The organism is Methyloversatilis thermotolerans, assembly GCF_000372885.1.
In the GTDB taxonomy this organism is placed as follows: domain Bacteria; phylum Pseudomonadota; class Gammaproteobacteria; order Burkholderiales; family Rhodocyclaceae; genus Methyloversatilis; species Methyloversatilis thermotolerans.
In genome coordinates, this window is record NZ_KB889967.1 from 1,781,271 (window position 1) to 1,806,487 (window position 25,217).

Genomic DNA, 25,217 nt, shown 5'->3' on the forward strand with positions numbered 1-25,217 from the left:
TATTGGGGACGTAGCTGAATTAATTCCCGGGTCGTACCGCGCGCAGGCTAGATTGTCCCCTTGACAGATGCGACCGTTCAGATCCGTATAGACCATAAAGCACTTTGCCTTCCAGCCTATCGTGAGGTCATTCAGGAAAATTGGCTGCTGCTGGTTTCTGACAGAACCCGACCGTCGCAACTGTTCGACCTCGGCGAAAAGCTGAATCCCGACCGCATCCGCAGCCCTTTCTCGCGCACCTTCTTCTTCGCCTGTCCGGAAGATGTTGTGCTCGAACTCGGTGGTCGCGGTGCGTAAGCCTCAGTCCTCGTCCCGATACCGATTAGTAATCGGATACCGCCAGTCCTTGCCGAACCCCCGCTCCGTCACCCTCACCCCCGGCGGCGCCTGGCGGCGCTTGTATTCATTGCGCTTCAGCAGCCCGATCACCCGTTTCACGTCGTTCTCGGCGAAGCCGGCGGCGATGATTTCGCGCGGTGATTCGTCGCGCTCCATATAGGCCTGGATGATGGCGTCGAGGGTTTCGTAGGGGGGCAGGCTGTCCTGGTCGGTCTGGTTGGGGCGCAGTTCGGCCGAAGGGGCGCGGGTCAGGATGTTGTCCGGGATGTCGTGTCGCTGGCTGTTGCGCCAGGCGCACAGGCGGTAGACGAAGGTTTTGTAGATGTCCTTGATCACCGCGAAGCCGCCGGCCAGGTCGCCGTAGAGCGTGGAATAGCCGACCGCCATTTCGCTCTTGTTGCCGGTGGTGAGCACGATGGCGCCGGTCTTGTTGGACAGGGCCATCAGCACGATCATGCGGGCGCGCGCCTGCACGTTCTCTTCGGTGGTGTCGGCGGCGGCGTCGCGGAACAGGGGCTTCAGCATGTGCTCGAAGGTCTGCATCGCCGGGGCGATGGACACTTCGTCGTACTGCACGCCGAGATTGCGCACCAGTGCGCGCGAGTCGTCCAGGCTCATCTGTGCGGTGTAGGGCGACGGCATCATGACCGCGCGCACGCGGTCGGCACCCAGGGCGTCGACCGCGACGCACAGCGTGAGCGCGGAATCGACGCCGCCGGACAGGCCGATCAGCGCGGACTTGAAGCCGTTCTTGCCGAGGTAGTCGCGCACGCCGAGCACCAGCGCCTCATAGCAGTCCTGTTCGAGCGGACGCGCGGCAGGCAGCGCCTGCGGCGCCAGGTCGCCATCGCGGTATTCGACCAGGGCGAGGTGTTCGCGACAGTGCGGCGCGCGCCACACGAGCCGGGCGGCACGGTCCAGCGCGAAGGACGCGCCGTCGAACACCAGTTCGTCCTGCCCGCCGACCAGATTGCAATACACGACCGGCACACCGGTAGCGGCGATGCGATCGGCCACCACCTGTTCGCGGGTAACCGGCTTGTTCATGTGCCAGGGCGAGGCGTTGAGCACGGCCAGCACCTGTGCCCCGGCAGCGGCGGCGGCTTCCGGCGCGCCGGCTTCCCACACGTCGGCGCAGATGTTCACACCCACCTTCACGCCGGCCACGTCGATGACCAGCGGCTCGCTGCCGGCGTCGAAATAGCGCTCCTCGTCGAACACTTCGTAGTTCGGCAGGCGCATCTTGAAGTAGGTGGCCTCGACGCGGCCGCCGCGGATGAGGCTGGCGGCATTGTGGATGCGTGCGCCATTCAGCGGATGGTTGGCCGCATTGTCGCTGCGCGCGGCAGCAAGGTCGGCGTGAGCAGTGACGGCATGCGGATGCCCCACCAGCACGGCCAGTGCCGGCGGCGCTTCGGCGGCGATGCGCGCCAGCACCCGCGCGCAGGTGCGATGGAAGTCAGGCCTCAGCAGCAGGTCTTCCGGCGGATAGCCGCACAGCGCCAGTTCCGGCGTCAGCAGCAGATCGGCGCCCTGCTCCGCCGCGCGGCGCGCCGCGTCGAGAATGAGCGCGGCGTTGTGGTCGAGATCGCCGACCACGCAGTTCACCTGCGCAACCGCGATGCGTAGCGTGGCCATCGCTTACTCCATGCGCAGGAAGTGTTCGCGGTAGAACTTCAGTTCGTCTATCGATTCGTAGATGTCGGCCAGCGCCTCGTGGCGCTGCGCCTTCTTGAACTGGCCGGACAGTTCCGGCCGCCAGCGACGGCACAGTTCCTTCAGCGTGGACACGTCGAGATTGCGGTAGTGGAACCATGCTTCCAGTCTGGGCATGTGACGGGCAAGGAAGCGGCGGTCCTGGCAGATCGAATTGCCGCAGATCGGGCTGGTGCGTTCCGGCAGGTACTGGCCGAGGAAGGCGATCATCTGCGCCTCGGCCGCCCCCTCGTCCAGCGTCGATGCGCGCACGCGCTCGGTGAGGCCGGACTTGCCGTGGGTGGCGGTATTCCACTTGTCCATGCCGTTGAGCACGTCGTCGGACTGATGCACCACCAGCACCGGTCCTTCCGCGACCACTTCGAGCTGCGCGTTGGTGACCACGCAGGCCAGTTCGATCACGCGGTCGCTGTCCGGATCGAGGCCGGTCATTTCCATGTCCAGCCAGACGAGGTGTGTGGGGTCCTGTGCCATAATCGAGAAAATTTCCAAGCGGGATTAATGCGTTCGTCTGAACGCGGGACGGCCCGATTTTGTCACACTCGCGACACCTGGACTGAGTCTAGATTCGGTGTGCGCGCACCGCCCGGCAACGCCGGGAGTGTGGATCGGACACCGCATCCAACCCGAGGCACCCCATCATGCTGACCGAAATCTTCATCGCCGCCCTGGTGCTCACCACGCTGGTCCGCCTGTGGCTGGCCACCCGTCATCGCAGCCATGTCGCCGCGCATCGTGGCGAGGTCCCGCTGGCCTTCCGTGAAGCGATTCCGCTGGATGCGCACCAGAAGGCCGCCGACTACACCGTGGCGCGCGCCGGTCTTGCGCGAAGCGACGTGATCATCGGCGCACTGTGGCTGCTGGTGCTCACGCTGGGCGGCGCGCTGCAGTGGATGTTCGACGTCGCGACCGGCATCGCCGGCGACGGCATGCTGCGCGACCTGGCTTTCATCGGCATCGTCGCCTTCGCCTCGTCGCTGATCGACCTGCCGGTGCTCATGTGGCGCACCTTCGTGATCGAGGAACGCTTCGGCTTCAACCGGATGACGCTGGGCATGTTTTTCGGTGACCAGATCAAGCACGGGCTGATCGGCGCCGCGATCGGCGCACCGGCGGTGGCGGTGGTGCTGTGGATCATGGACAGCCTGGGCAGCACCTGGTGGGTGTGGGCGTGGGCGTTCTGGCTCACCTTCAGCCTGGCGATGATGGTGATCTATCCGACCTTCATCGCGCCGCTGTTCAACAAGTTCGAACCCATGCCGGATGGCGAGCTGCGCAGCCGGATCGAGGCGCTGCTGGAACGCTGCGGTTTCCATTCCGACGGTCTGTTCGTGATGGATGGCTCGCGCCGTTCGGCGCACGGCAACGCCTATTTCACCGGCTTCGGCAAGAACAAGCGCATCGTGTTCTTCGACACCCTGCTCAACCGCCTGGGCGGCGACGAGATCGAAGCGGTTCTGGCCCATGAACTCGGCCACTACAAGCATCACCACATGTGGAAGCGCGTGCTCTGGATAGCGGGCGGCAGCTTCCTGTTCTTCGCGCTGCTGGGCTGGCTGATCGATGCGCCCTGGTTCTACCGGCAGCTTGGCGTGAGCACTGGCGGCAACGCGATGGCGCTGACGCTGTTCGCACTGGTCATTCCGGTGTTCACCTTCCCGCTGTCGCCGGTGCTGTCGCTGCTGTCACGCAAGCAGGAATTCGAGGCCGACGCCTATGCCGTGGCACAGACGCGCGCCGACTGGCTGGTGTCGGCGCTGGTGAAGCTGTATCGCGACAACGCCTCGACGCTGACGCCGGACCCGCTGTATTCCCGCTTCTATGACTCGCATCCGCCCGCCGCGCTGCGCGTGGCGCGGCTGCAATCCACCTGACGATGACGCTGCAAGAACTCGCACAACAACACTGCACACCGCAAAAGGGCGCCCACCGCCGCATCGAGGGCGAGGCGCTGCACACCTGTCTGCGCGGACTGCGCGGCTGGATAGAGCAGGACAAGCACCTGTCCAAGGATTTCCAGTTCACCGACTACGCGCAGACCGTCGCCTTCGTGAACCAGGTCGCCGCGCTCGCGGCGGCCGAGGACCATCACCCGGACATCATGTTCGGCGCCAACCGCGTGCGCGTGGTGTTCACCACGCACAGCGTGCGCGGCATTTCGATCAACGACCTCATCTGCGCGGCCCGCATCGAGGCGATGCGCGACGCCGCCTGACGGTTTGAAACATCACGCGCTCCCGGCCGCCCGCATCGTGTCGGCGCATGGTCGCCACTATGTGGCGCGTCTGGCCGACGGCCGCGAAGTGCAGGCCTTCCCGCGCGGCAAGAAATCGGACATCGCCTGTGGCGACCGCGTGCTGCTGGACCTGCAGGGCGAGGACCAGGCGCGCATCGCCGAAGTGCTGGCGCGCACCAGCCTGCTCTACCGCAAGGACATGTGGAAGCAGAAGATGGTGGCGGCCAACGTGGACCGCGTGGTCGTGGTGGTGGCGACCGAGCCGTCCTTCAGCCCGGAACTGGTGGCACGCATACTGGTGGCCTGCGAGGCGCAGCAGATCGAGCCGCTCATCCTGCTGAACAAGTGCGACCTCACCGCCTCGCTGGACGCCGCCCGCGCAGCGCTCGCCCCCTTCGTGAAGCTGGGCTATCGGGTGCTTGAAATGAGCGCACATGAAGGCGCTGATGCACTGCGCCCGTGGCTGCAGGCGCGCACCAGCGTGCTGACCGGCCAGTCCGGCATGGGCAAGTCCACGCTGGTGAACGCACTGGTGCCGGATGCGCGCGCGGCGACGCGCGAGGTATCGCAGGCGCTGGATTCGGGCAAGCACACCACCACCTTCGCGCGGCTGTACGACCTGGCTGGCGGCGGCGCACTGATCGACAGCCCGGGCCTGCAGGAATTCGGTCTCGCCCAACTGGACGTCGGCGAACTGGAACAGGCTTTTCCGGACTTCCGGCCGCATCTGGGCAACTGCCGCTTCCGCGACTGCGCGCACGACAGCGAACCGGGCTGCGGTCTGCGCGACCACGTGAGCGCCGAACGGCTGGCGCTGTATCGAATGCTGCGCCAGGAAATCCTCAGCGCCCGCGCACCGCAGTACTGAGCACGAACGGAGCCTTGTCGTGGTGGGAGCAGGCTTGCCCCGCGATGCGGCTTCGAACGAAGCCCGCGGCCTGCATCAGCCGCATCGCGGCCAGAGGCCGCTCCCACAAGAACTCGCTCAGACCGCCATCGGAGCCGGGGTTTGGAGGGAGCGGGCTTGCCCGCGATTACAACCTCGAACGAAGCCCGCGGCCCACACACGCCGCATCGCGGCCAGAGGCCGCTCCCACAACAGCTCGCCCAGGCCGCAAACGGAGCCCGATTTTGTGGGAGCGGGCTTGCCCGCGATTACAGCCTCGAACGAAGCCCGCGGCCCACACACGCCCCATCGCGGCCAGAGGCCGCTCCCGCAACAGCTCGCCCCAGACCGCAAACGGAGCCCGATTTTGTGGGAGCGGGCTTGCCCGCGATTCAGCCTCGAGCGAAGCCGGCGGCCCGCATCCGCCGCATCGCGGCCAGAGGCCGCTCCCACAACAGCTCGCCCGAACCGGCATCGGAGCCGAGGTTTGGTGGGAGCGGGCTTGCCCGCGATGCAGCTTCGAACGAAGCCAGCGGCTCGCTGAGGCCACTGGCCCTCACCCGGCGCTGCGCGCCACCCTCTTCCGCTGATGCGGGCGAGGGTCACATCAGACGGCGCCCGACTCCCCTCTCCCACATCAGTGGGAGAGGAGCCGGGGGTGAGGGCGAGCGGGCTTGCCCGCGATACAGCCTCGAACGAAGCCGGCGGCCCGCATCAGCCGCATCGCGACAGGGGGGCTCCTACAGAAGCGTGTTGGCCAGCCTCGTTCAGTCCGCGGACGGGACCCATTCCGGCGAAGGCAGCGCGTGGAAGGCCTCGCGCAGGCTTTCGCCCCAGCGGCTGCGTATCATGTCGAAATAGGCGTTGTCCGCGTCGATGCGGGTATGCGATTCGACCCGCAGCGCATTGGTTTTCATGATGAGCAGATCGAGCGGCAAACCGACCGACAGATTGGACCGTATGGTCGAATCCATCGAAATGAGTGCGCACTTCGCCGCTTCGTCGAGTCGGGTTTCCGGCCGGATCACGCGGTCGATGATGGGCTTGCCGTACTTGGCTTCGCCGATCTGGAAGTAAGGCGTATCGCGCGTGGCTTCGATGAAATTGCCGGCCGAGTAGATCTGGAACAGGCGGGGTATGTCGCCCAGTATCTGACCACCGAGAATGAAGCTCGGATTGAATTCGATGCCGAATTCGTTCAGCGCCTCGGCATCGCGCGCATGCACTTCGCGCAGGCAGTCGCCGATGTGGCGCGCCGCCTCGAACAGATTGGGCACGCTGTACAGATTGGGGCCCTCCGCCGCCAGCCGTTCGCGCAGCAGGTTCACCAGGGTCTGCGTGATGGCCAGATTGCCGGCGCCCATCAGCACGAGCACGCGCTCGCCCGGGCGCTCGAACACGCTCATCTTGCGGAAGGTGTTGATGTGGTCGACACCGGCGTTGGTGCGCGAATCGGACAGGAATACGAGCCCGGCGTCGAGCAGCATGCCCACGCAATAGGTCATGGCGGAATATCCGTCAGCTTGGGTTGATGGAAAGTTGAAGCATAGACGCCCACCGGGCCGCCCGCGCGGTGTGCACGCGGATCAGTGCGCGTGTATCGATACGTGGGTGACGGTGCGGCTCACCGTGTCGCCGCCGGCCACGCGTACCGGGCAGGCATCCAGATAGTCGCGCCCCACCGCCAGGCGGCAGTAGCCGTGGCCGGCGAGCGAACGCTCGATCACGTCCACGCTGACCCAGCCCGCTTCGCCGCCCTGCGCCGGGCCGCTCGCCAGCCAGACGTCCACCCAGGCATGCGGCGCGGCCCACTCTCCGGCCGGGTCGATCAGATAGCCGCTGACATAGCGCGCCGGCAGTCCGACCGCGCGGCAGCAGGCAATGAAGGCGTGCACGATGTCGGCGCCACAGCCCATGCCGCTGGCCAGCGCGCTGGCCGCACCATAGGGCGGAAGACGGTCCGGCTGATGCCGCACCGCGCCGCACACCGCACCGCTCAGATCCAGCAGTTCGCCCACGGTGTCGCGCCGGGCGCGCAGATGGGCGGCGGCCAGCGTGGTGGCCGGCTCGTCGGCTTCGGTCAGACGGGTGCCGGCGAGATACGACAGCGGCGACAACGTCCCGGCGTCGCGCGGCATCCAGGTATCGCCATCGGCCAGCCGCACGGTGCCGCTGACGACGATGGACAGTTCGCTGTGCGGACGGTCCAGCGTGAGCAGATGCCCGACATTGCCGTGCGCATCGACCGACCGCCGCGCATTGCCCGGCGCCTGCACCTTCCAGTTCAGCGGGCGCTGGGTGGAATCCTCGCGCGGCGTGAGGCGCAACTGCTGGATGCTGTAATTGACCGGCGATGCGTAGTTCAGCGTGGTTTCGTGACGGATGTCGAGCAGCATGACGCCCTCCTCAGCTTGCGGCCATCGGAACGAGAAAGTCATTGGAAATGCGGTTACCCAGGTCATTCACACGCACGATGAACTGGGTGAGATATTCGTGCAGCCCGCGCGCAAACACGTCCTCGATGCGGCCGAACTTCAGGCTGGCCTGCAGTTCGCCGGCCCGACGCTCGGTTTCGCGCGAGCGGTAGTTGGACACGGCCAGCAGGTTTTCATACACCTCGACCATGCTGCGACGCAGGGAGCGCGGCATGCGGTCGTTCAGGATGAGCAGTTCGGTCACCTTCACCGGCGTGATGAGATCGCGGTACACCTTGCGATACACCTCGAAGGCGGACACCGAGCGCAACAGCGCGCTCCACTGGTAATAGTCCGCAGCCGCATCCGGCGGCGCGGCGGCATCGACCAGCATGTGGTACTTCACGTCGATGAAACGGGCGGTGGCATCCGCGCGTTCGAGAAAGGTACCGAGCCGGAGAAAGTGCAGCGCCTCGTCGCGCACCATGGTGCCCACGGTGACCCCGCGCGACAGGTGGGAGCGGAACTTCACCCACTCGAAAAATTCGCCGATCTCGCTGCCCGCCAGTTTCCAGCGCGGGTACTCGCGCATCTTCAGCCAGGTGTCGTTGGTGGTTTCCCACATTTCCGACGTGATGGTGCCGCGCACCGCATGCGCATTTTCGCGCGCCGCGCGCAGGCAGTTCATGATGGATGACGGGTTGGTGGTATCGAACACCATGAAATCCAGCACCGCATCCATGGTTGCTTCCGCACGCTTGGCGCGAAAGGCCTCTTCCAGCCCGTTGATGGACAAGGTCGCGCCCCAGCCGGCATCCACGCCGCCATCGGCCTGCGGCACCATGGACATGCGGTAGTTCACATCCAGCATGCGCGCCACGTTCTCGGCCCGCTCGATATAGCGCGCCATCCAGTACAGGTGATCCGCAGTCCGGCTCAGCATGGTGACACCATCAAGTTATGCGCATCGGCGAGATGCGAGCGGGAGAACCGGCCGGCTGCGCACAGCCGGCCCCGTGCGAACGAAGTGAGCGTGGGGGGTGTAGCGGGGGTCTCGGCGAGCACTGCTCGCCGCCCGCGCAACCGGTCGGCTGCGCAAAGCCGACCGTGGGCAGTGCCGCCCGCCGGGCCGTTCCAAGGGCGAGCACAGCCCCCTTGGTGGGGGTGAGACAGGGGTTTCGCGGCGCATTGCGCCGCGCCTGTCGAACGGGTCGGCTGTGCAAAGCCGACCTCCGTACCATGGGGTTTCGCGACGCATGCGTCGCGCCGGCCGAACAGACCGGCTGTACAAAGCCGGTCCCGTGCGAACGAAGTGAGCGTGGGGGCATCCATCCTGCTCACACCTCCAGTACCCAAGTGTCCTTGGTGCCGCCGCCCTGCGACGAATTCACCACCAGCGATCCTTCGCGCAGCGCAACGCGAGTCAGCCCGCCGGGCACCATATTGATGTCCTTGCCCGACAGCACGAAAGGCCGCAGATCGATGTGTCGGGGCGCGATGCCCTGTTCGACGAAGGTGGGGCAGGCGGACAGGGACAGCGTCGGCTGGGCGATATAGCCTTCCGGCCGCTCGATCAGCAGTTGCCGGAAGCGGGCGATCTCGTCCTTGCTGGCGCGCGGCCCGATCAGCATGCCGTAGCCGCCGGCACCATGTACCTCCTTCACCACCAGCTCGTCGAGATGGGCCAGCACGTGGGCGAGGTCCTCCTTCTTGCGGCACATCCAGGTGGGCACGTTGTTCAGCAGCGGTTCCTCGCCGAGGTAGAAGCGGATCATGTCCGGCACATACGGATAGATGGACTTGTCGTCCGCCACCCCGGTGCCGATGGCATTGGCCAGCGTGACATGGCCGGCGCGATACACCTGCAGCAGGCCGGGAACGCCGAGCATGGAATCTGCGCGGAACGCGAGTGGATCGAGGAAGTCGTCGTCGATGCGGCGGTAGATCACGTCCACGCGCTGCGGGCCCTGCGTGGTGCGCATGTACAGATGTTCGTCGCGCACGAACAGGTCCTGGCCCTCGACCAGTTCCACGCCCATCTGCTGGGCGAGGAAAGCGTGCTCGAAATAGGCTGAGTTGTAGGCACCCGGGGTGAGCACGATGACGGTGGGGGCGACAACGCCCTGCGGCGCCACCGCGCGCAGATTCGCCAGCAGCATGTCGGGATAGTGCTCGACCGGCGCCACACGGTAGCGCGAGAACAGTTCCGGAAAAAGCCGCATCATCATGCGGCGGTCTTCCAGCATGTAGGACACACCGGATGGCACCCGGAGATTGTCCTCCAGCACATAGAACTCGCCGGCTCCGGCGCGCACGACGTCGACGCCGGCGATATGGGCGTAGATGTTGCCAGGCACGTCCACACCCTGCATCTCCGGCCGGTACTGGCTGTTGGAGAGCACCTGTTCGGCAGGAATATGTCCCGCCTTCAGGATTTCCTGATCGTGATAGACATCGTGCAGGAACATGTTCAGCGCCTTGACGCGCTGGCGCAGACCGGCTGCGAGTTGCTTCCATTCCTGGGCGGGAATGATGCGCGGTACCACGTCGAACGGGATCAGGCGTTCCTTGCCCTCTTCCTCGCCATAGACCGCGAAGGTGATGCCGACACGGTGGAACACCAGATCGGCTTCGGCGCGCTTCTGTGTGATGCGCTCGCGGGGCGTCTCCTCCAGCCACTTCTGGTAGCTGGCGTAGTGGGCGCGCACCGTGCCGTCGGCGCCGTTCATTTCGTCATAGATCGATGACGGGGTGTCCATGATCGGATGTCTCGTGTAATTGTGGGCGCTCACATCAGGCTCAGCGAAAAATGTGCCATGCCCGAACCCCCACCTGATTCAGGCTCATGGCGCAGCCGGAAGCGGATTCGTGCCGGGGGCGATGCTGCGGAAACCGCGCCACGGCAAGGCCACAGGGCCGCCATGGTGAGTGCAGCGGCTTCGCGTGGCCTTGATCTGGCGCATGCGGGCATCCGTTCGGGCGGCGATGCAAGGAAGTGCGGTTCTGCATGCACCGTTTCGGGTCCGGGAAACCGAGCGGGAAAAGCGATTCCGCACCATCTGGGTGCAAATATACTGAATGGGAATGATGCGCCGCACACAAGTTCCCCGAAAAAAAACGCCCCGATCGGACGGGGCGTTTTCAGGGCGAGGGAAAAACGTGTTCAGACGCGTTCGATCACCGCCGCAATACCCTGACCGCCGCCGATGCACATCGTGATCAGGCCGTAGCGGCCGCCGATGCGCTCCAGTTCGTACAGGCACTTCACCGTCAGGATGGCACCGGTGGCGCCGACCGGATGACCGAGGCCGACCGCGCCGCCATTCGGATTCACCTTGGCCGGGTTGAGTCCGAGCTCGCGCGTGCAGCACATGGCCTGCACCGCGAACGCTTCGTTCGACTCGATCACGTCCAGATCGTCGTTCTTCAGTCCTGCGCGCTGCAACGCAAGGCGCACCGCCGGAATCGGACCGGTACCCATGATGGACGGCTCGACACCGGCCACTGCGTACGACACGAGGCGGGCCAGCGGCGCCGCACCGGCGCGCGCGGCGGCACCGGCTTCCATCAGCACCACGGCGGCTGCGCCATCATTGATGCCGGACGCATTGCCGGCGGTGACCGAGCCGTCCTTCTTGAATACCGGTTTGAGCTTTGCCATGCCTTCGATCGAAGCATCGCGACGGAAGTGTTCGTCGGTGTCGATCACCGTGGTGCCCTTCCTGGTCACCATCTCGAGCGGCGCGATCTGCGACTTGAAATGGCCGGCATCGGTTGCCGTTGCCGCCTTCTGATGCGACGCAACCGCAAAGGCGTCCTGCTCTTCCCGCGAGAAACCGAACTGGGCAGCGATGTTTTCGGCCGTGATGCCCATGTGCACCGTCTCGAACGGATCGGTGAGCGCACCCACCATCATGTCGATCAGCTTGGTGTCGTTCATGCGCGCACCCCAGCGCGCGGCCGGCATCAGGTAACCACCGCGGCTCATGGTTTCCACGCCGGCCCCCACTGCGCATTCTGCATCGCCAAGCTGGATGGCGTTGGCGGCGGACACGATGGCCTGCAGGCCGGAGCCGCACAGCCGGTTCACGCCCATGGCGCAGGATTCCTTGGCCATGCCGCCATTGAGAGCAACCACGCGTGACACATACATGTCGCGCGCTTCGGTGTGGATGACATTGCCCAGCACCAGATGCTGCGCCTGCTTGGGATCGACGCCCGCGCGCGTGAATGCGGCTTTCACGACATGCGCGCCCAGATCGCACGCCGAAAAATCCTTCAGCGAACCGCCGTAAGCGCCGATAGGCGTACGCGCAGCACCGACGATCACCACTTCTCTTTTGTCTGCCATCTCACCACCCTCCTTGGAAAATCAGCTTCCGACATAGCCGGCCAGTGTCAGCAGGCCCAGCAAAAGAAGACAGAACACCAGTGTGCGCCATACCAGTCCGATGGCACTCTGCATCAGGTCAACATCCGCTTCGTCCCCCAGCCCGAGCTCAGGCCGATCGGCGACCTCGCCCAGCTCGAACAGGGGCGCACCGAGCTTGACGCCGAGCGCGCCGCCACCGCTGGCGAGCAGTATGCCGGCGGACTGCTCCGGCCATCTGGATGCCTGGGTACGCCAGCAATGCACCGCATCCTCGAAGTCGCCGACAATGGCGAAAGTGGCGGCGGTCATGCGCGCCGGCACCCAGTCCAGCCATTCGTACATGGCGCGCGCGAAGCGGCCGAAGGCGCCGAACTCGATGTTCTCGCGCCGCGCCCAGGACCACGACAGACGCTCGGTGAGCCGGTAGAGCAGCGGTCCGGTCGGTCCCGGCAACAGCACGAACAGCAGCAGCGGCGCGAACACGTGACGATGCGCCGCCAGCAATCCCTGCTCGATGGACAGCCGGGCGATCTCCTCCGGCTTCATGCGGTCGGTATTGCGGCCCAGCCAGTTGCCCAGCTCACGACGTGCGGCCTCATGGTCGCCCTCGCGCAGCGCAGTGGCCGTCGCTTCGAAGTGATGGCTGAACTGACGGAAACCCATGGTGACATAGAGCACCAGCACGTTCAGCGCCCAGCCCAGCAGCGGATTGATCCAGACCAGGAAAAGATAGAGGAACCAGACGAGCGCCACCGGCACGCCTACCGCGAGCGACCAGGCGACGACGCCATGGCGGGCTTCACCCGCATTGAGCTTCTGTTCGAACCAGTTTGCGTAGCGCGCGAGCGGGCGCGCTACGACACGTTCGTAGGACAATGGCGAATACTGCTCGATCAGCAGCGCGACAAATAAAGACAGCCAGGTCATGTATGCATGCGGGCCCTGCCGTCCGACGCGCCCACCCGGCGCGGCAAGGCATTCATTCTTATCGTGGCGCGCATGCCGACGATATCACAGCGTTGCTGACCACATGCTTTCAGGTCATTTCGATATGTTCAGATCCGGGTCGGTACCCTGCTCGGCCGCCGGGCAAGCGCTCAGGGCGGCCCCCAGCAACTGCTCAGCGAAACTGACGATCATGCCGGCGGTAGCGCCCCAGATATCGTAACCCTGCCAGGGCATGGCCCAGAACTCGCGGCTGATGCCCTGGTGCTCGATGATGCCGCGCCGGCGGTTGGCCGGATCGAGCAGAAAGGACAACGGTGTCTCGAACACCTCGTCCACTTCGAAAGCATCGAGCCGGGTGAGCACCGGCGCCTGCAGCACGCCGACGACCGGCGTGACGCGGAATCCACTCGCGGTGATGTAGTAATCCGGCAGCCGCCCGATCAGGTCGACCCGCTCGGGTTCAAGCCCGATCTCCTCCTGCGCCTCACGCAGCGCGGTCGCTTCCGGCGACGCGTCTCCCTCGTCCACACGGCCGCCGGGAAAGGCGATCTGACCGGGGTGATCGCGCAGATGCGCAGTGCGTCGCGTCAGCAGCAAGGTGGGTTCCGCGCCGCCCAGCACCACCGGCACCAGCACCGCGGCCGGCGTAAAGGCGGCGAAACGCGGATCCGGCGCACTGCTGGCGCGAGCCGACAAGCGGTCACGCAAGGCATTGACATCGAACGAAAGCCGGGCGGGATTCATCTTCAGTAGCGCTGACGCAAGGTCAGGGTCTGGCCGCTGCGTTCCATGTCCATGCGGTTCAGGAAACTCATGCCCAGCAGCACCTGTGGCATCTGCGCGTCGACCACCGCACCCTCCACATTGGACAGGGTCACGCTGCCCAGCTTCACGCTGGCCAGTTGCACCCGCCACGAGCGCACGATGCCGCCGGCAGTGTGCACCGGCACCTGTGGCGCCTTGCTCAGATCAAGACCGGCGCGTCGCGCAGTGCTGCGGTCCATCGCGATGATGGTGGCGCCGGTGTCGACCATGAAAGTGACCGGAACGCCATTGATGCTGCCCGGCGACAGGAAATGCCCCTGTCCGTCGGCCGTCAGGTGCACCACCGAGGCCGACGGCGGACCGCTGCTGCGGCTGGACGCGACGTTGTCGCCGATGCGCAGGCGTGCGCGCTGGCCCTTGATGTCCACCCAGGCGCTGTCGCCCTCGATGGACAGCAGCTTCACGCCTTCCGGCGATGTGGCGCCGACGCGCAGCGTGCGCGGCTGCCCGCCATCGATCACCAGTACGGCCTTGCCGCCGAACACACCGGCGAGCGAAACGTCCAGGGCCCATGATGCATTGCAAAAAAGCAGCGCCACGAGCGCGGCAGGCGTCGCTAGAATGCTTACCGGAGGTAATCTCATGAAGCCCATCGCTGTATTCCGCCACAGCCCGACCGAAGGTGCCGGGCATTTTGCAACATTCATGCAGGCCCAGGGGCGCGAAATCATGGTGTTCGCGATCGACCGCGGCGACCCGGTACCGGACGATCCGACCGCTTTTGCCGGCCTGTGTTTCATGGGCGGCCCGATGAGTGTCAACGACCCGCTGCCCTGGATTCCGCAGGTACTCGCACTGATACGCGCGGCCATGGACGCGGACATTCCGGTCATCGGTCACTGCCTGGGCGGTCAGCTCATGTCCAAGGCGCTGGGCGGGACGGTAGGCAGCAACCGTTGCAAGGAAATCGGCTGGCTGGATGTGCAGGCGACCGACCCGAGCGCAGCGCACTGGTTCGGCGACCGGCCGGGTTTTCCGTCCTTCCACTGGCACGGCGAAACCTTCACCGTGCCCGAGGGCGCCACCCGCATCCTGGCCTCGGAAGGCTGCGACAACCAGGCCTGGGTGAAGGGCAAGCATCTGGCCATGCAGTGCCACGTCGAAATGACCGAAGCCATGGTGCAGGAGTGGTGTCGCAATGGCGCAGACGAAATCCGCGAAGCCTCATCCCAGAGTACCGTGCAGCAACCGGCGGACATCCAGAGTGATCTGGGGACGCGCATCGCGGCGCTGCACGCAGTCGCGGAGAGCGCCTACACACAGTGGGCCAGAGGCTTGAAGGACTGAAGGGCGGCTGATGCCGCGACATCGGCTTTTTTTGAAAGGCCCGCAGCCCGCATAAGCCGCATCGCGGCCAGAGGCCGCTCCCACAAAAGCTCTCGCCGATCACGAACGGCGCCGGGGTTTGGTGGGAGCGGGCTTGCCCGCGATTCCACCCTCGAACGAAGCCTGCGGCCCGCATGCGCCACATCGCGACTTGCGGTCGCTCCTGCAACAGCGCGCCCTGACAACGAACCGCGCGCAATCGATCAGTCGCGGAAATTGCCGAACTGGAGTGGTATATCGGTGACGTCCTTGCGCAGCAGCGCGATCGCATCCTGCAGGGTGTCGCGCTTGGCGCCGGTCACGCGCACTTCCTCACCCTGTATGCTGGCCTGCACCTTGAGCTTGCTGTCCTTGATCAGGCGCACGATCTTCTTCGCGGTGTCAGAGTCTATGCCCACCTTGAGCTTCAGCTCCTGCTTCACCTTGTTGCCGCTGATCTTCTGCACGTCGCCACGCTCCACCGAACGCACGTCGATGCCGCGCTTGGCGAACTTGCCGACCAGGACGTCATAGACCTGATCGAGCTTGAAGTCGTCGTCGGCGAACAGGGTGAGCAACTTGTCGCCCTGCTCCACGCGCGCGTCCGATCCCTTGAAGTCGAAGCGGTTGGCGATTTCCTTGTTCGCCTGGTCGACCGCATTGCGCAGTTCGACCATATTGATTTCGGAACTGATGTCGAAAGACGGCATGCTGGAAACCTCGTGTTCGGCGACGGGCACCGCGCGGCGCCCGATGCCGCGGATCAGCCGAAGTGGCAGACGTAGTGGTAGGGCTCGCCGCTCACTTCGATGTCAAAGGCAGAATTTCCCGGCACGGTGTAGGACTCGCCGGCACCGTAGGTCTTCCATTCCGTCTCGCCTTTCAGACGCACACGGCAGCTGCCCGCCACGCCTTCCATGATTTCCGGCGCGCCGGTGTTGAAGGTGAGCGTGGACGGCAGGATGACGCCGACCGATTTCTTCGTTCCATCGGCGAACTGGATGCTGTGGCTCACGCACTTGCCGTCGAAATACACATTGGCCTTCTTGACCACGCTCACGTTGTCGTACTGGGACATATTCGTTTCCTGAGAAAAGAGGGAAGCCACGCCGGGCTGCGGACCGCGCGCTCGACGCAGCCGGACATCCGGTCCGCGTCGAGCGCGCAGCCGTCGCGAGGGATCCTACTTGCCGCGCTTGATGGCAGCGTTGGCCGCGATGCGCATGCGCAGCGCATTCAGCTTGATGAAACCGGCCGCATCCTTCTGGTCGTAGGCGCCGGCGTCGTCCTCGAAGGTGGCGATGGTCGGATCGAACAGCGAATCGGTCTTCGAATCGCGCGCGACCACGACGACATTACCCTTGTACAGCTTCAGGCGCACCCAGCCATTCACCGTCTGCTGCGTATGGTCGATCAGGGCCTGCAGCGCGCGGCGCTCAGGGCTCCACCAGTAGCCGGTGTAGATCATGCTCGCGTAACGCGGCATCAGGTCGTCCTTCAGATGGGCCACTTCGCGGTCCAGCGTGATCGACTCGATGGCGCGGTGGGCGCGCAGCAGGATGGTGCCGCCCGGGGTTTCGTAGCAACCGCGCGACTTCATGCCGACATAGCGGTTTTCGACCAGGTCGAGACGGCCGATGCCGTGCTTGCCACCGATCCTGTTCAGCGTGGCGAGCAGTTCGTGCGCCGGCATGCGCTGACCATTGATGCTCACCAGGTCACCGCGCTCGAACTCGAGGTCGAGGTACTCCGCCGCATCCGGTGCCGCTTCCGGCGACACGGTCCAGCGCCACATCGATTCCTCCGCCTCGGCCGACGGGTCTTCCAGATGCCGCCCTTCGTAGCTGATGTGCAGCAGGTTGGCGTCCATGGAATACGGCGAACCGCCCTGCTTGTGCTTCATTTCGATCGGAATGCCGTGCTTCTCTGCGTAGGCGAGCAGCTTTTCGCGCGACAGCAGGTCCCACTCGCGCCACGGTGCGATGATCTTCACGCCCGGCATCAGTGCATAGGCACCCAGTTCGAAGCGCACCTGGTCATTACCCTTGCCGGTGGCGCCGTGGGAAATCGCGTCCGCGCCGGTTTCGCGCGCGATATCGACCAGGCGCTTGGCGATCAGCGGGCGGGCGATCGAGGTGCCGAGCAGATATTCGCCTTCGTAAATGGTATTGGCGCGGAACATCGGAAACACGAAGTCGCGCACGAACTCCTCGCGCACGTCGTCGATGAAGATGTTGCCGGGCTTGATGCCCAACTGCAGCGCCTTGGCGCGTGCGGGCTCGAGTTCCTCGCCCTGGCCGAGGTCGGCGGTGAAAGTCACCACTTCACACTTGTATACATCCTGCAGCCATTTCAGGATGACCGAGGTGTCCAGGCCGCCGGAATAGGCGAGAACCACTTTCTTGATGTCGCCGCTACTCATCGTATTTCGCTTTCGTCTTTCAGATTTTGAAGCAGAGGATCAACTGCCGGACACGCGACCGAGCAGCAGGAATTCCATCAGCGCCTTCTGCGCGTGCAGCCGGTTTTCCGCCTCCTCCCAGACGACGGAATGCGGACCGTCTATCACATCGGCGGTCACTTCCTCGCCACGGTGCGCAGGCAGGCAGTGCATGAACAGGGAATCGGGGCGAGCCACCTTCATCATGTCCGCATCAACCTGCCAGTCGGCGAAGGCAGCGGCGCGCTGTTCATTCTCCGCTTCCCAGCCCATGGAGGTCCACACATCGGTGGTCACCAGATCGGCGCCGCGCGCGGCGTCCATGGGATCGGCGAAACATTCGTGGTGGCTGCCGGCGACCTCGACCTTGCTCACGTCGACTTCGTAGCCCGGCGGGGTCGAAATGTTCAGCTTGAAATCGAACAGTTCGGCGGCCTGCATCCAGGTGTGGCACATATTGTTCGCGTCGCCTATCCAGGCGACGGTGCGACCGGTGATGTCGCCGCGCTGCTCGATCCAGGTGTAGATGTCGGCCAGCACCTGGCAGGGGTGGTACTCGTTGGTCAGACCATTGATCACCGGTACGCGCGAATGGGCGGCGAAACGTTCGATGATGGTCTGTTCGAAGGTGCGGATCATGACGATGTCGCACATGCGGGAAATGACCTGCGCCGCATCTTCGACCGGCTCGCCGCGACCGAGCTGTGAATCGCGCGTGTTCAGATAGATGGCACTGCCACCCATCTGGTGCATGCCCGCCTCGAACGACAAGCGCGTACGCGTGCTCTGCTTCTCGAAAATCATGACCAGCGTACGGTCCTGCAGCGGCCAGTACTGCTCGTAGCGCTTGAACTTGTCCTTGATCCAGCGTGTACGCGCGAACACGTGCTCGAGCTCTGCGCGCGAAAGATCCTTCAGTTGCAGAAAGTGTCTGGGTGCAGTCATTTCATGCAGCGAGCTGTTGGCCCGCGAGGAAGTTGCGGATGATGGGCGAAAGCCGGTCCACCAGTTCGCGGCTGTCCGCCTCGGTGTAGACGAGCGGGGGCACCAGGCGGATGGTGCTGTCCGCCGTCACGTTGATGAGCAGGCCGGCATCGCGCGCGAGCCCGACAAGTTCTCCGCACGGACGGTCGAGTTCGATGCCGGTCATCATGCCGACGCCGCGGATGTCCTTCACTCCGGCGAGGTCCTTCAGCGTTTCCCGGAAACCGCTGCGTATCAGATCGCCCTGACGCGCCGCATTGCCGCGCAGGTCGTCGCGCTCCACGACGTCGAGCGTGGTCAGGGCAGCAATGCAGGCGAGCGGGTTGCCGCCGAAGGTCGACCCGTGGTTGCCGGGCTTGAATACACCAGCCGCCGGACCGCGCGCAAGGCAGGCGCCGATGGGCACGCCGGAACCCAGCCCCTTGGCCAGCGTCATCACGTCCGGCTCTATGCCGGCATGCTGGAAACCGAACCAGGTGCCGGTGCGAGCGATGCCGGACTGCACCTCGTCGATCATGAACAGCCATTGCTGTTGCGTGCACAGCTCGCGCAGTTCGCGCATGAAAGCTGCGTCGGCCGGATGGATGCCGCCCTCGCCCTGCACCGGTTCGAACAGTACGGCGACGACATTCCGGTTGTGTTCGGCGATGGAGCGGATGGCCGCCAGGTCGTTGAACGGAACGCGGTAGAAACCCGGGGTCAGCGGCTCGAATCCAGCCTGTACCTTGCGATTGCCCGTAGCGGACAAGGTGGCGAGCGTACGGCCGTGGAAAGCATGTTCCATGACGATGATGCCGGGCAGTTCGATGCCGCGCTGATGGCCATACAGGCGAGCCAGCTTGATCGCGGCCTCGTTCGCCTCGCAGCCGGAATTGCAGAAGAACACTTCGTCCATGCCGGACAGCGCCGCCAGACGATCGGACAGTTTTTCCTGCGGCAGCACGCGGTAAAGATTGGAGCAGTGGATCAGTTCCGCAGCCTGAGCGGCAATCGCCTGCACCAGGTCAGGGTGACCATGACCGAGCGTATTCACTGCCACGCCCGCGACCGCGTCGAGATACTCACGTCCGGCTTCGTCGTACAGGCGCACGCCCTTGCCATGCGTGAACGCAATCGGCTGCCGACCGTAGGTATTCATCAGGTGACTCATCGATACCACTCCGTTGAAGGAACCGGGCACATTCAGGCGTCCGGTGCGATACGGAAAACGAAAAAAGCACGGCGGCTCGCGCCGCCGTGCTTGGGTCAGGTCGGAATTTTAGTTCAAAGGCAGCGCGCTGTGTAGCAGTCCGCGCCCATGGGCGGCACACAGTGTCACCACTCTGCTGCGCGTGCTGCGCAGTCGCGGCGACCGCCGCGCCAGACACTCGCTCGACGCGGCATCCGGCCGCATCATGAAATGAAGTCAGCAGGCCACTCAGCGATGCGGGCCGGATGCAAGGGCAGGCTCAGGCACGGACCGTGCTATCACCGAGCAGCCGACATAGATCTGCCTGAGCTTGCGCTCCGCCTCCTCGGCATCGAGGCCGGGAATCGACAGGTTTTCGATCAGCACGCCGCCGCGAGTACGGATGCTGAAGCCGAAACGAGCCATCTGACAGCGAAGCAGTACAGATGGCGCACTGGGTTCAACGTGCCGCTTGCGGGACCGGATACTCGAATTGAGCATAAATCGCTGCCTCCTCATAGGGATAGCGGCAGTATAGAAAGACGACTTTAGCTTTACAACCTATTACAGTTGTTTTTAAACGAAAAATAAATGCCGATTTATCCATGCAATTCAGGTTAACGGCAGAAAACGCAAACAAAAGAGCCCCAGACAGAAACCCCACCCCGGACTGATACACACGATGAGCGCGATACCGAATATGCAGCCGCAGGCTGACCAGGACGTACTGCCCACAACGCCCGCCAACGAACCGCTGCCGCGCCGCACGGCCGAGAATCCCCGCCAGGCCCGCAGCTTCACGATCATCGGCACGACCAGCGCGGGCAAGACATTCCGCCCGAGCGACTGGTCGGATCGCCTGTGCGGCGTCATGTCCTCGTTTGGCAGCCAGCGCAAGATGCGCTATTCGCCCTTCGTTCGTCCGGGCTGCCTCATCACCGGCGAGAAGTGCGTTTTCGTGGATGCCCGTCTGTATGCGCTGGAGCCCCTGGCCTACAACTTCCTGCTGCACTTCGGTCGCGACAACGATCTGAAGGTGGAATTCGAGGAAGCCGCAGTCGAAGCCTGAACGGACCGGAATACCGGGACCGCAGGAAGTACAGCCCGGCGCGCCCCGATGTGCGCCGTGACAAGAAAAGCAAGGGCCACCCGTCTCGCGAGGGGAGGCCCTTGTCCTTTGGAAAACTGTCCGTCCCACGCCACCGGACCCGATACGATATCCACCCCGACACCCACCCGATGAGGCGGCCGGCGCGCGGCCCGGAAGGCGGCTTTCTGGCACGCTGCGGCAGACGGAACGGGGAGCAACAAGAGAGGGCGCTGACGTGCGCGACGCGCAAGCGGCAATAAAAAAGCCGGCATCAGCCGGCTTTTTCGGGAGCTACGACAGATCAGGCTGCTGCGCCGATGGCCTTGATCGCAGCCGACAGGCGGCTCTTGTGACGGGCAGCCTTGTTCTTGTGGATGATGTTCTTGTCGGCAATGCTGTCTATCGTTGCCTGGGCCTTCGCGAACACGGCTTGCGCGGTGGCCTTGTCACCGGCCAGGATGGCCTTGCGGACGGTCTTGATGGCAGTGCGCAGCTCGGAACGCTGGCTCATGTTGTGATCGCGACGGACGTTCGCCTGACGGGCGCGCTTGCGCGCTTGTGCGGAATTGGCCATTTTTCTTGCGAGGAGGTGTTCGGTAAAACGCGCGAGTATAAGCATTGAATCGGTGCCGCGCAAGCCCCGCACACTGCGCGCCGCTCGATGGCTCTGGTAAGGTGCGCGCTGTTCGAGGCCCTCTCCCTGCTCTTCTTCCGATGAATCTGCTGCGCGCTCTGGCGACAGTCAGCAGCATGACGCTGCTGTCGCGCATTCTGGGCTTTGTCCGGGATTTCTTCATCGCCCGCGCCTTCGGCGCAGGTGCGACCACCGATGCCTTCTTCGTCGCTTTCCGGCTACCCAACCTGCTGCGCCGCATGTTCGCCGAAGGCGCGTTCTCGCAGGCCTTCGTCCCGATACTGGGCGAATACCGGAACCGTCGCGGCAATGACGACACCCGCGCCCTGATCGACCACGTCGCCACGCTGCTGCTGCTCGTCGTCAGCGCCATTACCGTGCTGGGCATCGTCGCGGCACCGGTCATCATCTATGTATCCGCGCCCGGATTTGCCGCCGACGCGGACAAGTTCGACCTGACCGTCACCCTCACGCGCATCACCTTTCCGTACATCCTGTTCATGTCGCTGGTCGCGATGGCGGGCGGCATATTGAACACCTACAGCCGCTTCGCGATACCTGCCTTCACACCGGTCCTGCTGAACCTGAGCTTCATCGGCATGAGCCTGTTCGCGGTACCGTGGTTCGACCCGCCCGCGCTTGCGCTGGCGTGGGCGGTATTCATTGGCGGCGCGCTGCAGCTTGTCCTGCAGGTGCCTGCGCTGGCGCGAATCGGCATGCTGCCCCGCCTGCGCCTGGACCTGCGCGACGAAGGGGTACGGCGCATCTTCAAGCTCATGCTGCCGGCGATACTGGGCGTTTCGGTCTCCCAGATTTCCCTGCTCATCAACACCATCTTCGCGTCCTTCCTGGAAAGCGGGTCGGTGTCCTGGCTGTATTACGCCGACCGTCTGATGGAATTTCCGGCTGGCCTGCTCGGCGTGGCGCTGGGCACCATCCTGCTGCCTTCGCTGTCGCGCACCCATGCCGACGGCGATGGTCGGGAGTTCTCCGCGCTGCTGGACTGGGGATTGCGACTCACACTGCTGCTCACGCTGCCGGCCGCGCTGGCGCTCGGGCTGTTGTCCATTCCATTGGTCGCCACACTGTTCCATCACGGCGAATTCGGTGCGCATGACGTGATGCAGACCAGCGAAGCGGTGATCGCTTACAGCGTGGGACTGACCGGTCTCATCCTGGTCAAGGTTCTCGCGCCAGGCTTCTATTCCAGGCAGGACATCCGCACCCCGGTAAAAATCGCGATCGGCGTGCTGCTGCTGACCCAGCTCATGAATCTCGCGTTCATCAAGCCGTTAGCCCACGCCGGGCTGGCGTTGTCGATCGGCCTGGCTTCACTGGTCAATGCGGCCTTCCTCTACCGCGGGCTGCGCCGCAATGGCGCCTACACCCCTGCACCCGGCTGGCGGAGCTTCTGGCTCAGCATGCTGGCCGCACTGTCGGTAATGGGAAGCGTGCTGTTCATCGGCGCGCAATGGCCAGGCGACTGGTTGCACATGCGGACGATGGAACGCATCCTGCACCTGGGATGGCTCGTGCCGACGGGCGCGGCAAGCTACTTCGCCGTGCTGTATGCATGCGGGTTCCGGCTGCGCGACTTTTCGCGCCGTGCGCGTTCATGAAAGGAGACACTGCGATGAAACTCATCAGCCAAAACTTTTCCGACGGTCAGTACATTCCCGGCGAAAACGCGTTCTGCATCCCCGATGGCGAGGGGCGTGCCCGATTCGGCGGCAATCGCAATCCGCACCTGGCGTGGTCGGATCTGCCTGCCGGCACGCGTTCCCTCGTTCTCATCTGCCACGATCCGGACGTGCCGACGCGTGCCGATGACGTGAACCAGCCGGGCCGCACGGTGCCGGCAAGCCTGCCGCGCTGCGACTTCATCCACTGGCTGCTGATCGATCTTGCGCCCCAGGGCGAGATCACCGAAGGCGAGTTCTCGTCCAGCGTCACGCCCAGCGGCAAACCCGGGCCGGCCGGCCCGCGCGGCACGCGCCAGGGCATCAATGACTACACCGCGTGGTTCGCGGGCGACGAACAGATGAAAGGGGACTACCACGGCTACGACGGTCCCTGCCCGCCGTGGAATGACGAAATCGTGCATCACTACGTGTTCACGCTGTACGCACTGGATGTTGATCGCCTGCCGGCGAACGGTCGGCTGACCGTGGACGCGGTGCGCACGGCGATGGATGGCCATGTGCTGGCGCGCGCCAGCCTGACCGGCCTGTACAGTCTGAACCCGGCAGTGCGCGGCTAGCGCGCATTCGCCTCGGGACGCGCATCCGCCATCGATGGCGGATGCGATGCGTCCTACCGCTGGCGCTTCAGGAAAGCGCTCGCGAAAGCGGTCGCCATCACCGCCCAGGCGAAGGCCTGGACATTGCGCCAGTCCATGAGCCAGGCAATCAGGCTGCCGGCGATGGCAATGGTCGCGAATGCCACGGCCTCGGGCGGATGCGGCACCAGCCGGAAACCGGCGAAACGCAAGGCGACACCGAACTGCGCGGCAGGCATCAGGAACAGCAGGAAAGGGAAGTCGCGGTAACGACCATCCACGGCCAGCAGCAACCCGGCCGCCGCGACGCCGAACAACAGGGCTCGCAGCGCCCAGCGCAAGACGGCGTCGGCTCGACCGGCCATCGCGAAAGGCATGGCCACCCATGCCAGCCATCCGGCCAGCGCCATGCTGCCCAGGGCGAGCCAGTCACCGATGCCACGGGACGACACGGCGAGGAATTCGACCTGCGCCGGAAAAATCATGCCGGCGAGGGCACCCGACAGCGCGAAGGAGGCCACCGCACCGGACCGGCCCGGCCGCGCGACCCACGCCAGCAGGGCCGCAATACACAGTCCCGCCGCCGCCGCCATCATCGGACGGTCGCCATCCGCGCGTTCCGCCACCGGTCCCTGGAACGCAAACTTGGGCCGGGCATCCGAATCCAGCATGCCCCAGTAGCCGCCCACCGTGCCTTCGAGCCAGCGTTTCCACGGCTGGTCGAATGCCTCGATCACGTTGTACTGCCAGCCGCGGTCGTGCGCAGCATTCAGGAATTCACGGATATAGCGCGCCTGTTCCACCAGTCCGGGTCGTGCCCCATCGCGCTGCTTGCCCACGCTGGGCCAACCGGTTTCGCCGATCAGCAGGGGCTTGCCCAGCGCCGCCGACATGGCATCCATCACCCGGCTCACATGTGGCAAGGCTTCGTCGATGGCGCGCGGCTCGTCCTCCCAGTAGGGCAGGATATGGATGGTGGCAAAATCGACCGCACTCGCCAGATCCTTGTGCTTGAGCCAGAACTCCCAGACGTCCGCATAGGTCACCGGCACCTCGGTATCCTGCTGCGCGCGCTCGATGTAGGCGCGCAGACCTTCTTCGGTCTGTTCGCGGCGCAACAGTACCTCGTTGCCGACAATGAGGCCGCGGACCACGTCGCGATGCGCGTTGGCAAGCGCGATGGCAACCGACAGTTCAGCGTCGTTCTTCTTCGCGTCGCGCCCTATCCATGCGCCCACCAGAACCTTCAGTCCGTGCTTGCCGGCCAGCTCGGGCACCGCCGCCAGTCCCTGGTCCACCGAGTAAAGTCGCACACAGCGGGTGATCTGCGCCAGGCGCGCGAGATCGGCGTCCAGGCGTTCGCGGCTTACCTGGAAATCGGGATCGAGCGGCGATTCACCCGGACGGTAGTACGGTGCGTATGACACGCACTGCAACCTGTCCTCGCCCGGCAGCACATCGACGATGGGCTGAGGCAGGTTCGCGCACCAGTACCAGGCGGCCATGACGCCGAGAGCGATCAGGTTGATCAGTGCAAAGCGCGCCCAGCTCGGGCCACGCGATGGTGAAGGCATCATGGTGT

26 protein-coding genes are annotated in these 25,217 nt (G+C 64.8%); 8 read left to right on the top strand and 18 right to left on the bottom strand.

Features of this window, described 5'->3' with window-relative positions; translation table 11 throughout:
• The first annotated feature begins 60 nt into the window (after nt 1-60).
• Nucleotides 61-297, top strand: coding sequence for a hypothetical protein (locus A3Q7_RS0107765; RefSeq protein WP_018411295.1), 237 nt, complete (start codon nt 61-63; stop codon nt 295-297).
• A 3-nt stretch (nt 298-300) separates the two neighbouring features.
• Here the strand turns inward: A3Q7_RS0107765 and A3Q7_RS0107770 are convergent, their stop codons facing one another.
• Nucleotides 301-1,977: an NAD+ synthase gene (locus A3Q7_RS0107770; RefSeq protein WP_018411296.1), complete on the bottom strand. Its 1,677-nt coding sequence runs from the start codon at nt 1,975-1,977 to the stop codon at nt 301-303.
• Between the two features lie 3 nt (nt 1,978-1,980).
• Nucleotides 1,981-2,529, bottom strand: a complete 549-nt coding sequence (gene orn / locus A3Q7_RS0107775; RefSeq protein ID WP_018411297.1) for an oligoribonuclease — start codon at nt 2,527-2,529, stop codon at nt 1,981-1,983.
• Between the two features lie 167 nt (nt 2,530-2,696).
• Here orn and A3Q7_RS0107780 point away from each other — a divergent pair, with 167 nt between their 5' ends.
• Genes A3Q7_RS0107780 through rsgA form a run of 3 tightly spaced genes read left to right on the top strand, consistent with a single transcriptional unit; the run spans nt 2,697 to nt 5,159 of the window.
• Entirely contained in the window at nt 2,697-3,929 is a 1,233-nt protein-coding gene (locus A3Q7_RS0107780; protein WP_018411298.1) for a M48 family metallopeptidase, read from the top strand.
• Nucleotides 3,930-3,931: 2 nt separating this feature from the next.
• Complete coding sequence (locus A3Q7_RS0107785) at nt 3,932-4,270, top strand: 4a-hydroxytetrahydrobiopterin dehydratase (RefSeq protein ID WP_018411299.1); 339 nt, start codon at nt 3,932-3,934, stop codon at nt 4,268-4,270.
• A 4-nt stretch (nt 4,271-4,274) separates the two neighbouring features.
• Nucleotides 4,275-5,159, top strand: a complete 885-nt coding sequence (gene rsgA / locus A3Q7_RS0107790) for a ribosome small subunit-dependent GTPase A (protein WP_018411300.1) — start codon at nt 4,275-4,277, stop codon at nt 5,157-5,159.
• Nucleotides 5,160-5,944: 785 nt separating this feature from the next.
• Here rsgA and A3Q7_RS0107795 read toward each other — a convergent pair.
• The 8 genes from A3Q7_RS0107795 to A3Q7_RS0107830 form a co-directional block, all read right to left on the bottom strand.
• Entirely contained in the window at nt 5,945-6,682 is a 738-nt protein-coding gene (locus tag A3Q7_RS0107795) for a proteasome-type protease (protein WP_018411301.1), read from the bottom strand.
• Between the two features lie 81 nt (nt 6,683-6,763).
• Nucleotides 6,764-7,573, bottom strand: a complete 810-nt coding sequence (locus tag A3Q7_RS0107800; RefSeq protein WP_018411302.1) for a transglutaminase family protein — start codon at nt 7,571-7,573, stop codon at nt 6,764-6,766.
• A 10-nt stretch (nt 7,574-7,583) separates the two neighbouring features.
• Nucleotides 7,584-8,534, bottom strand: a complete 951-nt coding sequence (locus tag A3Q7_RS0107805; RefSeq protein ID WP_018411303.1) for an alpha-E domain-containing protein — start codon at nt 8,532-8,534, stop codon at nt 7,584-7,586.
• Nucleotides 8,535-8,928: 394 nt separating this feature from the next.
• Complete coding sequence (locus A3Q7_RS0107810) at nt 8,929-10,350, bottom strand: circularly permuted type 2 ATP-grasp protein (protein WP_018411304.1); 1,422 nt, start codon at nt 10,348-10,350, stop codon at nt 8,929-8,931.
• 404 nt (nt 10,351-10,754) lie between these two features.
• Nucleotides 10,755-11,942 carry a beta-ketothiolase BktB gene (gene bktB / locus A3Q7_RS0107815; RefSeq protein ID WP_018411305.1) on the bottom strand — a complete coding sequence of 396 codons (1,188 nt, stop codon included), beginning with the start codon at nt 11,940-11,942 and terminating at the stop codon, nt 10,755-10,757.
• 21 nt (nt 11,943-11,963) lie between these two features.
• Nucleotides 11,964-12,890, bottom strand: a complete 927-nt coding sequence (locus A3Q7_RS0107820) for a CobD/CbiB family protein (protein WP_018411306.1) — start codon at nt 12,888-12,890, stop codon at nt 11,964-11,966.
• Between the two features lie 114 nt (nt 12,891-13,004).
• Entirely contained in the window at nt 13,005-13,655 is a 651-nt protein-coding gene (locus tag A3Q7_RS0107825) for a CoA pyrophosphatase (protein ID WP_018411307.1), read from the bottom strand.
• A gap of 2 nt (nt 13,656-13,657) precedes the next feature.
• Nucleotides 13,658-14,275 (bottom strand): TIGR02281 family clan AA aspartic protease, encoded by a 618-nt coding sequence (locus tag A3Q7_RS0107830; protein WP_018411308.1) that lies wholly within the window; start codon nt 14,273-14,275, stop codon nt 13,658-13,660.
• 43 nt (nt 14,276-14,318) lie between these two features.
• Between A3Q7_RS0107830 and A3Q7_RS0107835 the strand changes: the two genes are divergently transcribed.
• Entirely contained in the window at nt 14,319-15,023 is a 705-nt protein-coding gene (locus A3Q7_RS0107835) for a type 1 glutamine amidotransferase (protein ID WP_018411309.1), read from the top strand.
• A gap of 242 nt (nt 15,024-15,265) precedes the next feature.
• Here A3Q7_RS0107835 and A3Q7_RS0107840 read toward each other — a convergent pair whose 3' ends face one another.
• From A3Q7_RS0107840 to A3Q7_RS20930, 6 genes are all read right to left on the bottom strand, one after another.
• Nucleotides 15,266-15,751: a YajQ family cyclic di-GMP-binding protein gene (locus tag A3Q7_RS0107840; protein ID WP_026224607.1), complete on the bottom strand. Its 486-nt coding sequence runs from the start codon at nt 15,749-15,751 to the stop codon at nt 15,266-15,268.
• Between the two features lie 53 nt (nt 15,752-15,804).
• On the bottom strand, nt 15,805-16,119 hold the full coding sequence (gene ppnP, locus A3Q7_RS0107845; protein ID WP_018411311.1) for a pyrimidine/purine nucleoside phosphorylase: 315 nt from the start codon (nt 16,117-16,119) through the stop codon (nt 15,805-15,807).
• Between the two features lie 105 nt (nt 16,120-16,224).
• Nucleotides 16,225-17,463: an argininosuccinate synthase gene (locus tag A3Q7_RS0107850; RefSeq protein ID WP_018411312.1), complete on the bottom strand. Its 1,239-nt coding sequence runs from the start codon at nt 17,461-17,463 to the stop codon at nt 16,225-16,227.
• Nucleotides 17,464-17,502: 39 nt separating this feature from the next.
• On the bottom strand, nt 17,503-18,426 hold the full coding sequence (gene argF, locus A3Q7_RS0107855; protein WP_018411313.1) for an ornithine carbamoyltransferase: 924 nt from the start codon (nt 18,424-18,426) through the stop codon (nt 17,503-17,505).
• 1 nt (nt 18,427) lies between these two features.
• Entirely contained in the window at nt 18,428-19,615 is a 1,188-nt protein-coding gene (locus A3Q7_RS0107860) for an aspartate aminotransferase family protein (RefSeq protein WP_018411314.1), read from the bottom strand.
• Between the two features lie 267 nt (nt 19,616-19,882).
• Entirely contained in the window at nt 19,883-20,059 is a 177-nt protein-coding gene (locus A3Q7_RS20930; protein ID WP_018411315.1) for a hypothetical protein, read from the bottom strand.
• Between the two features lie 256 nt (nt 20,060-20,315).
• On the opposite strand from A3Q7_RS20930, the gene A3Q7_RS0107870 reads away from it, so the two are divergent.
• Nucleotides 20,316-20,702: a DUF3579 domain-containing protein gene (locus tag A3Q7_RS0107870; protein ID WP_026224608.1), complete on the top strand. Its 387-nt coding sequence runs from the start codon at nt 20,316-20,318 to the stop codon at nt 20,700-20,702.
• 322 nt (nt 20,703-21,024) lie between these two features.
• On the opposite strand, the gene rpsT is transcribed toward A3Q7_RS0107870, so the two are convergent.
• On the bottom strand, nt 21,025-21,297 hold the full coding sequence (gene rpsT / locus A3Q7_RS0107875; RefSeq protein ID WP_018411317.1) for a 30S ribosomal protein S20: 273 nt from the start codon (nt 21,295-21,297) through the stop codon (nt 21,025-21,027).
• A 140-nt stretch (nt 21,298-21,437) separates the two neighbouring features.
• On the opposite strand from rpsT, the gene murJ reads away from it, so the two are divergent.
• Both murJ and A3Q7_RS0107885 read left to right on the top strand, forming a co-directional pair.
• Nucleotides 21,438-22,976, top strand: a complete 1,539-nt coding sequence (gene murJ / locus A3Q7_RS0107880) for a murein biosynthesis integral membrane protein MurJ (RefSeq protein WP_018411318.1) — start codon at nt 21,438-21,440, stop codon at nt 22,974-22,976.
• Nucleotides 22,977-22,990: 14 nt separating this feature from the next.
• Nucleotides 22,991-23,617, top strand: coding sequence for a YbhB/YbcL family Raf kinase inhibitor-like protein (locus A3Q7_RS0107885; RefSeq protein WP_018411319.1), 627 nt, complete (start codon nt 22,991-22,993; stop codon nt 23,615-23,617).
• Between the two features lie 53 nt (nt 23,618-23,670).
• Here the strand turns inward: A3Q7_RS0107885 and A3Q7_RS0107890 are convergent, their stop codons facing one another.
• Nucleotides 23,671-25,212: a glycoside hydrolase family 17 protein gene (locus tag A3Q7_RS0107890; protein WP_018411320.1), complete on the bottom strand. Its 1,542-nt coding sequence runs from the start codon at nt 25,210-25,212 to the stop codon at nt 23,671-23,673.
• Nucleotides 25,213-25,217: the final 5 nt, after the last annotated feature.

Excerpts from the sequence above, each read along its gene's own strand:
- A3Q7_RS0107770 (WP_018411296.1), bottom strand. The coding sequence starts at position 1,977 with ATGGCCACGCTACGCATCGCGGTTGCGCAGGTGAACTGCGTGGTCGGC.
- orn (WP_018411297.1), bottom strand. The coding sequence starts at position 2,529 with ATGGCACAGGACCCCACACACCTCGTCTGGCTGGACATGGAAATGACC.
- A3Q7_RS0107780 (WP_018411298.1), top strand. The coding sequence starts at position 2,697 with ATGCTGACCGAAATCTTCATCGCCGCCCTGGTGCTCACCACGCTGGTC.
- A3Q7_RS0107785 (WP_018411299.1), top strand. The coding sequence starts at position 3,932 with ATGACGCTGCAAGAACTCGCACAACAACACTGCACACCGCAAAAGGGC.
- A3Q7_RS0107795 (WP_018411301.1), bottom strand. The coding sequence starts at position 6,682 with ATGACCTATTGCGTGGGCATGCTGCTCGACGCCGGGCTCGTATTCCTG.
- A3Q7_RS0107800 (WP_018411302.1), bottom strand. The coding sequence starts at position 7,573 with ATGCTGCTCGACATCCGTCACGAAACCACGCTGAACTACGCATCGCCG.
- A3Q7_RS0107805 (WP_018411303.1), bottom strand. The coding sequence starts at position 8,534 with ATGCTGAGCCGGACTGCGGATCACCTGTACTGGATGGCGCGCTATATC.
- A3Q7_RS0107810 (WP_018411304.1), bottom strand. The coding sequence starts at position 10,350 with ATGGACACCCCGTCATCGATCTATGACGAAATGAACGGCGCCGACGGC.
- bktB (WP_018411305.1), bottom strand. The coding sequence starts at position 11,942 with ATGGCAGACAAAAGAGAAGTGGTGATCGTCGGTGCTGCGCGTACGCCT.
- A3Q7_RS0107820 (WP_018411306.1), bottom strand. The coding sequence starts at position 12,890 with ATGACCTGGCTGTCTTTATTTGTCGCGCTGCTGATCGAGCAGTATTCG.
- A3Q7_RS0107825 (WP_018411307.1), bottom strand. The coding sequence starts at position 13,655 with ATGAATCCCGCCCGGCTTTCGTTCGATGTCAATGCCTTGCGTGACCGC.
- A3Q7_RS0107835 (WP_018411309.1), top strand. The coding sequence starts at position 14,319 with ATGAAGCCCATCGCTGTATTCCGCCACAGCCCGACCGAAGGTGCCGGG.
- A3Q7_RS0107840 (WP_026224607.1), bottom strand. The coding sequence starts at position 15,751 with ATGCCGTCTTTCGACATCAGTTCCGAAATCAATATGGTCGAACTGCGC.
- ppnP (WP_018411311.1), bottom strand. The coding sequence starts at position 16,119 with ATGTCCCAGTACGACAACGTGAGCGTGGTCAAGAAGGCCAATGTGTAT.
- A3Q7_RS0107850 (WP_018411312.1), bottom strand. The coding sequence starts at position 17,463 with ATGAGTAGCGGCGACATCAAGAAAGTGGTTCTCGCCTATTCCGGCGGC.
- argF (WP_018411313.1), bottom strand. The coding sequence starts at position 18,426 with ATGACTGCACCCAGACACTTTCTGCAACTGAAGGATCTTTCGCGCGCA.
- A3Q7_RS0107860 (WP_018411314.1), bottom strand. The coding sequence starts at position 19,615 with ATGAGTCACCTGATGAATACCTACGGTCGGCAGCCGATTGCGTTCACG.
- A3Q7_RS20930 (WP_018411315.1), bottom strand. The coding sequence starts at position 20,059 with ATGGCTCGTTTCGGCTTCAGCATCCGTACTCGCGGCGGCGTGCTGATC.
- A3Q7_RS0107870 (WP_026224608.1), top strand. The coding sequence starts at position 20,316 with ATGAGCGCGATACCGAATATGCAGCCGCAGGCTGACCAGGACGTACTG.
- rpsT (WP_018411317.1), bottom strand. The coding sequence starts at position 21,297 with ATGGCCAATTCCGCACAAGCGCGCAAGCGCGCCCGTCAGGCGAACGTC.
- murJ (WP_018411318.1), top strand. The coding sequence starts at position 21,438 with ATGAATCTGCTGCGCGCTCTGGCGACAGTCAGCAGCATGACGCTGCTG.
- A3Q7_RS0107885 (WP_018411319.1), top strand. The coding sequence starts at position 22,991 with ATGAAACTCATCAGCCAAAACTTTTCCGACGGTCAGTACATTCCCGGC.
- A3Q7_RS0107890 (WP_018411320.1), bottom strand. The coding sequence starts at position 25,212 with ATGATGCCTTCACCATCGCGTGGCCCGAGCTGGGCGCGCTTTGCACTG.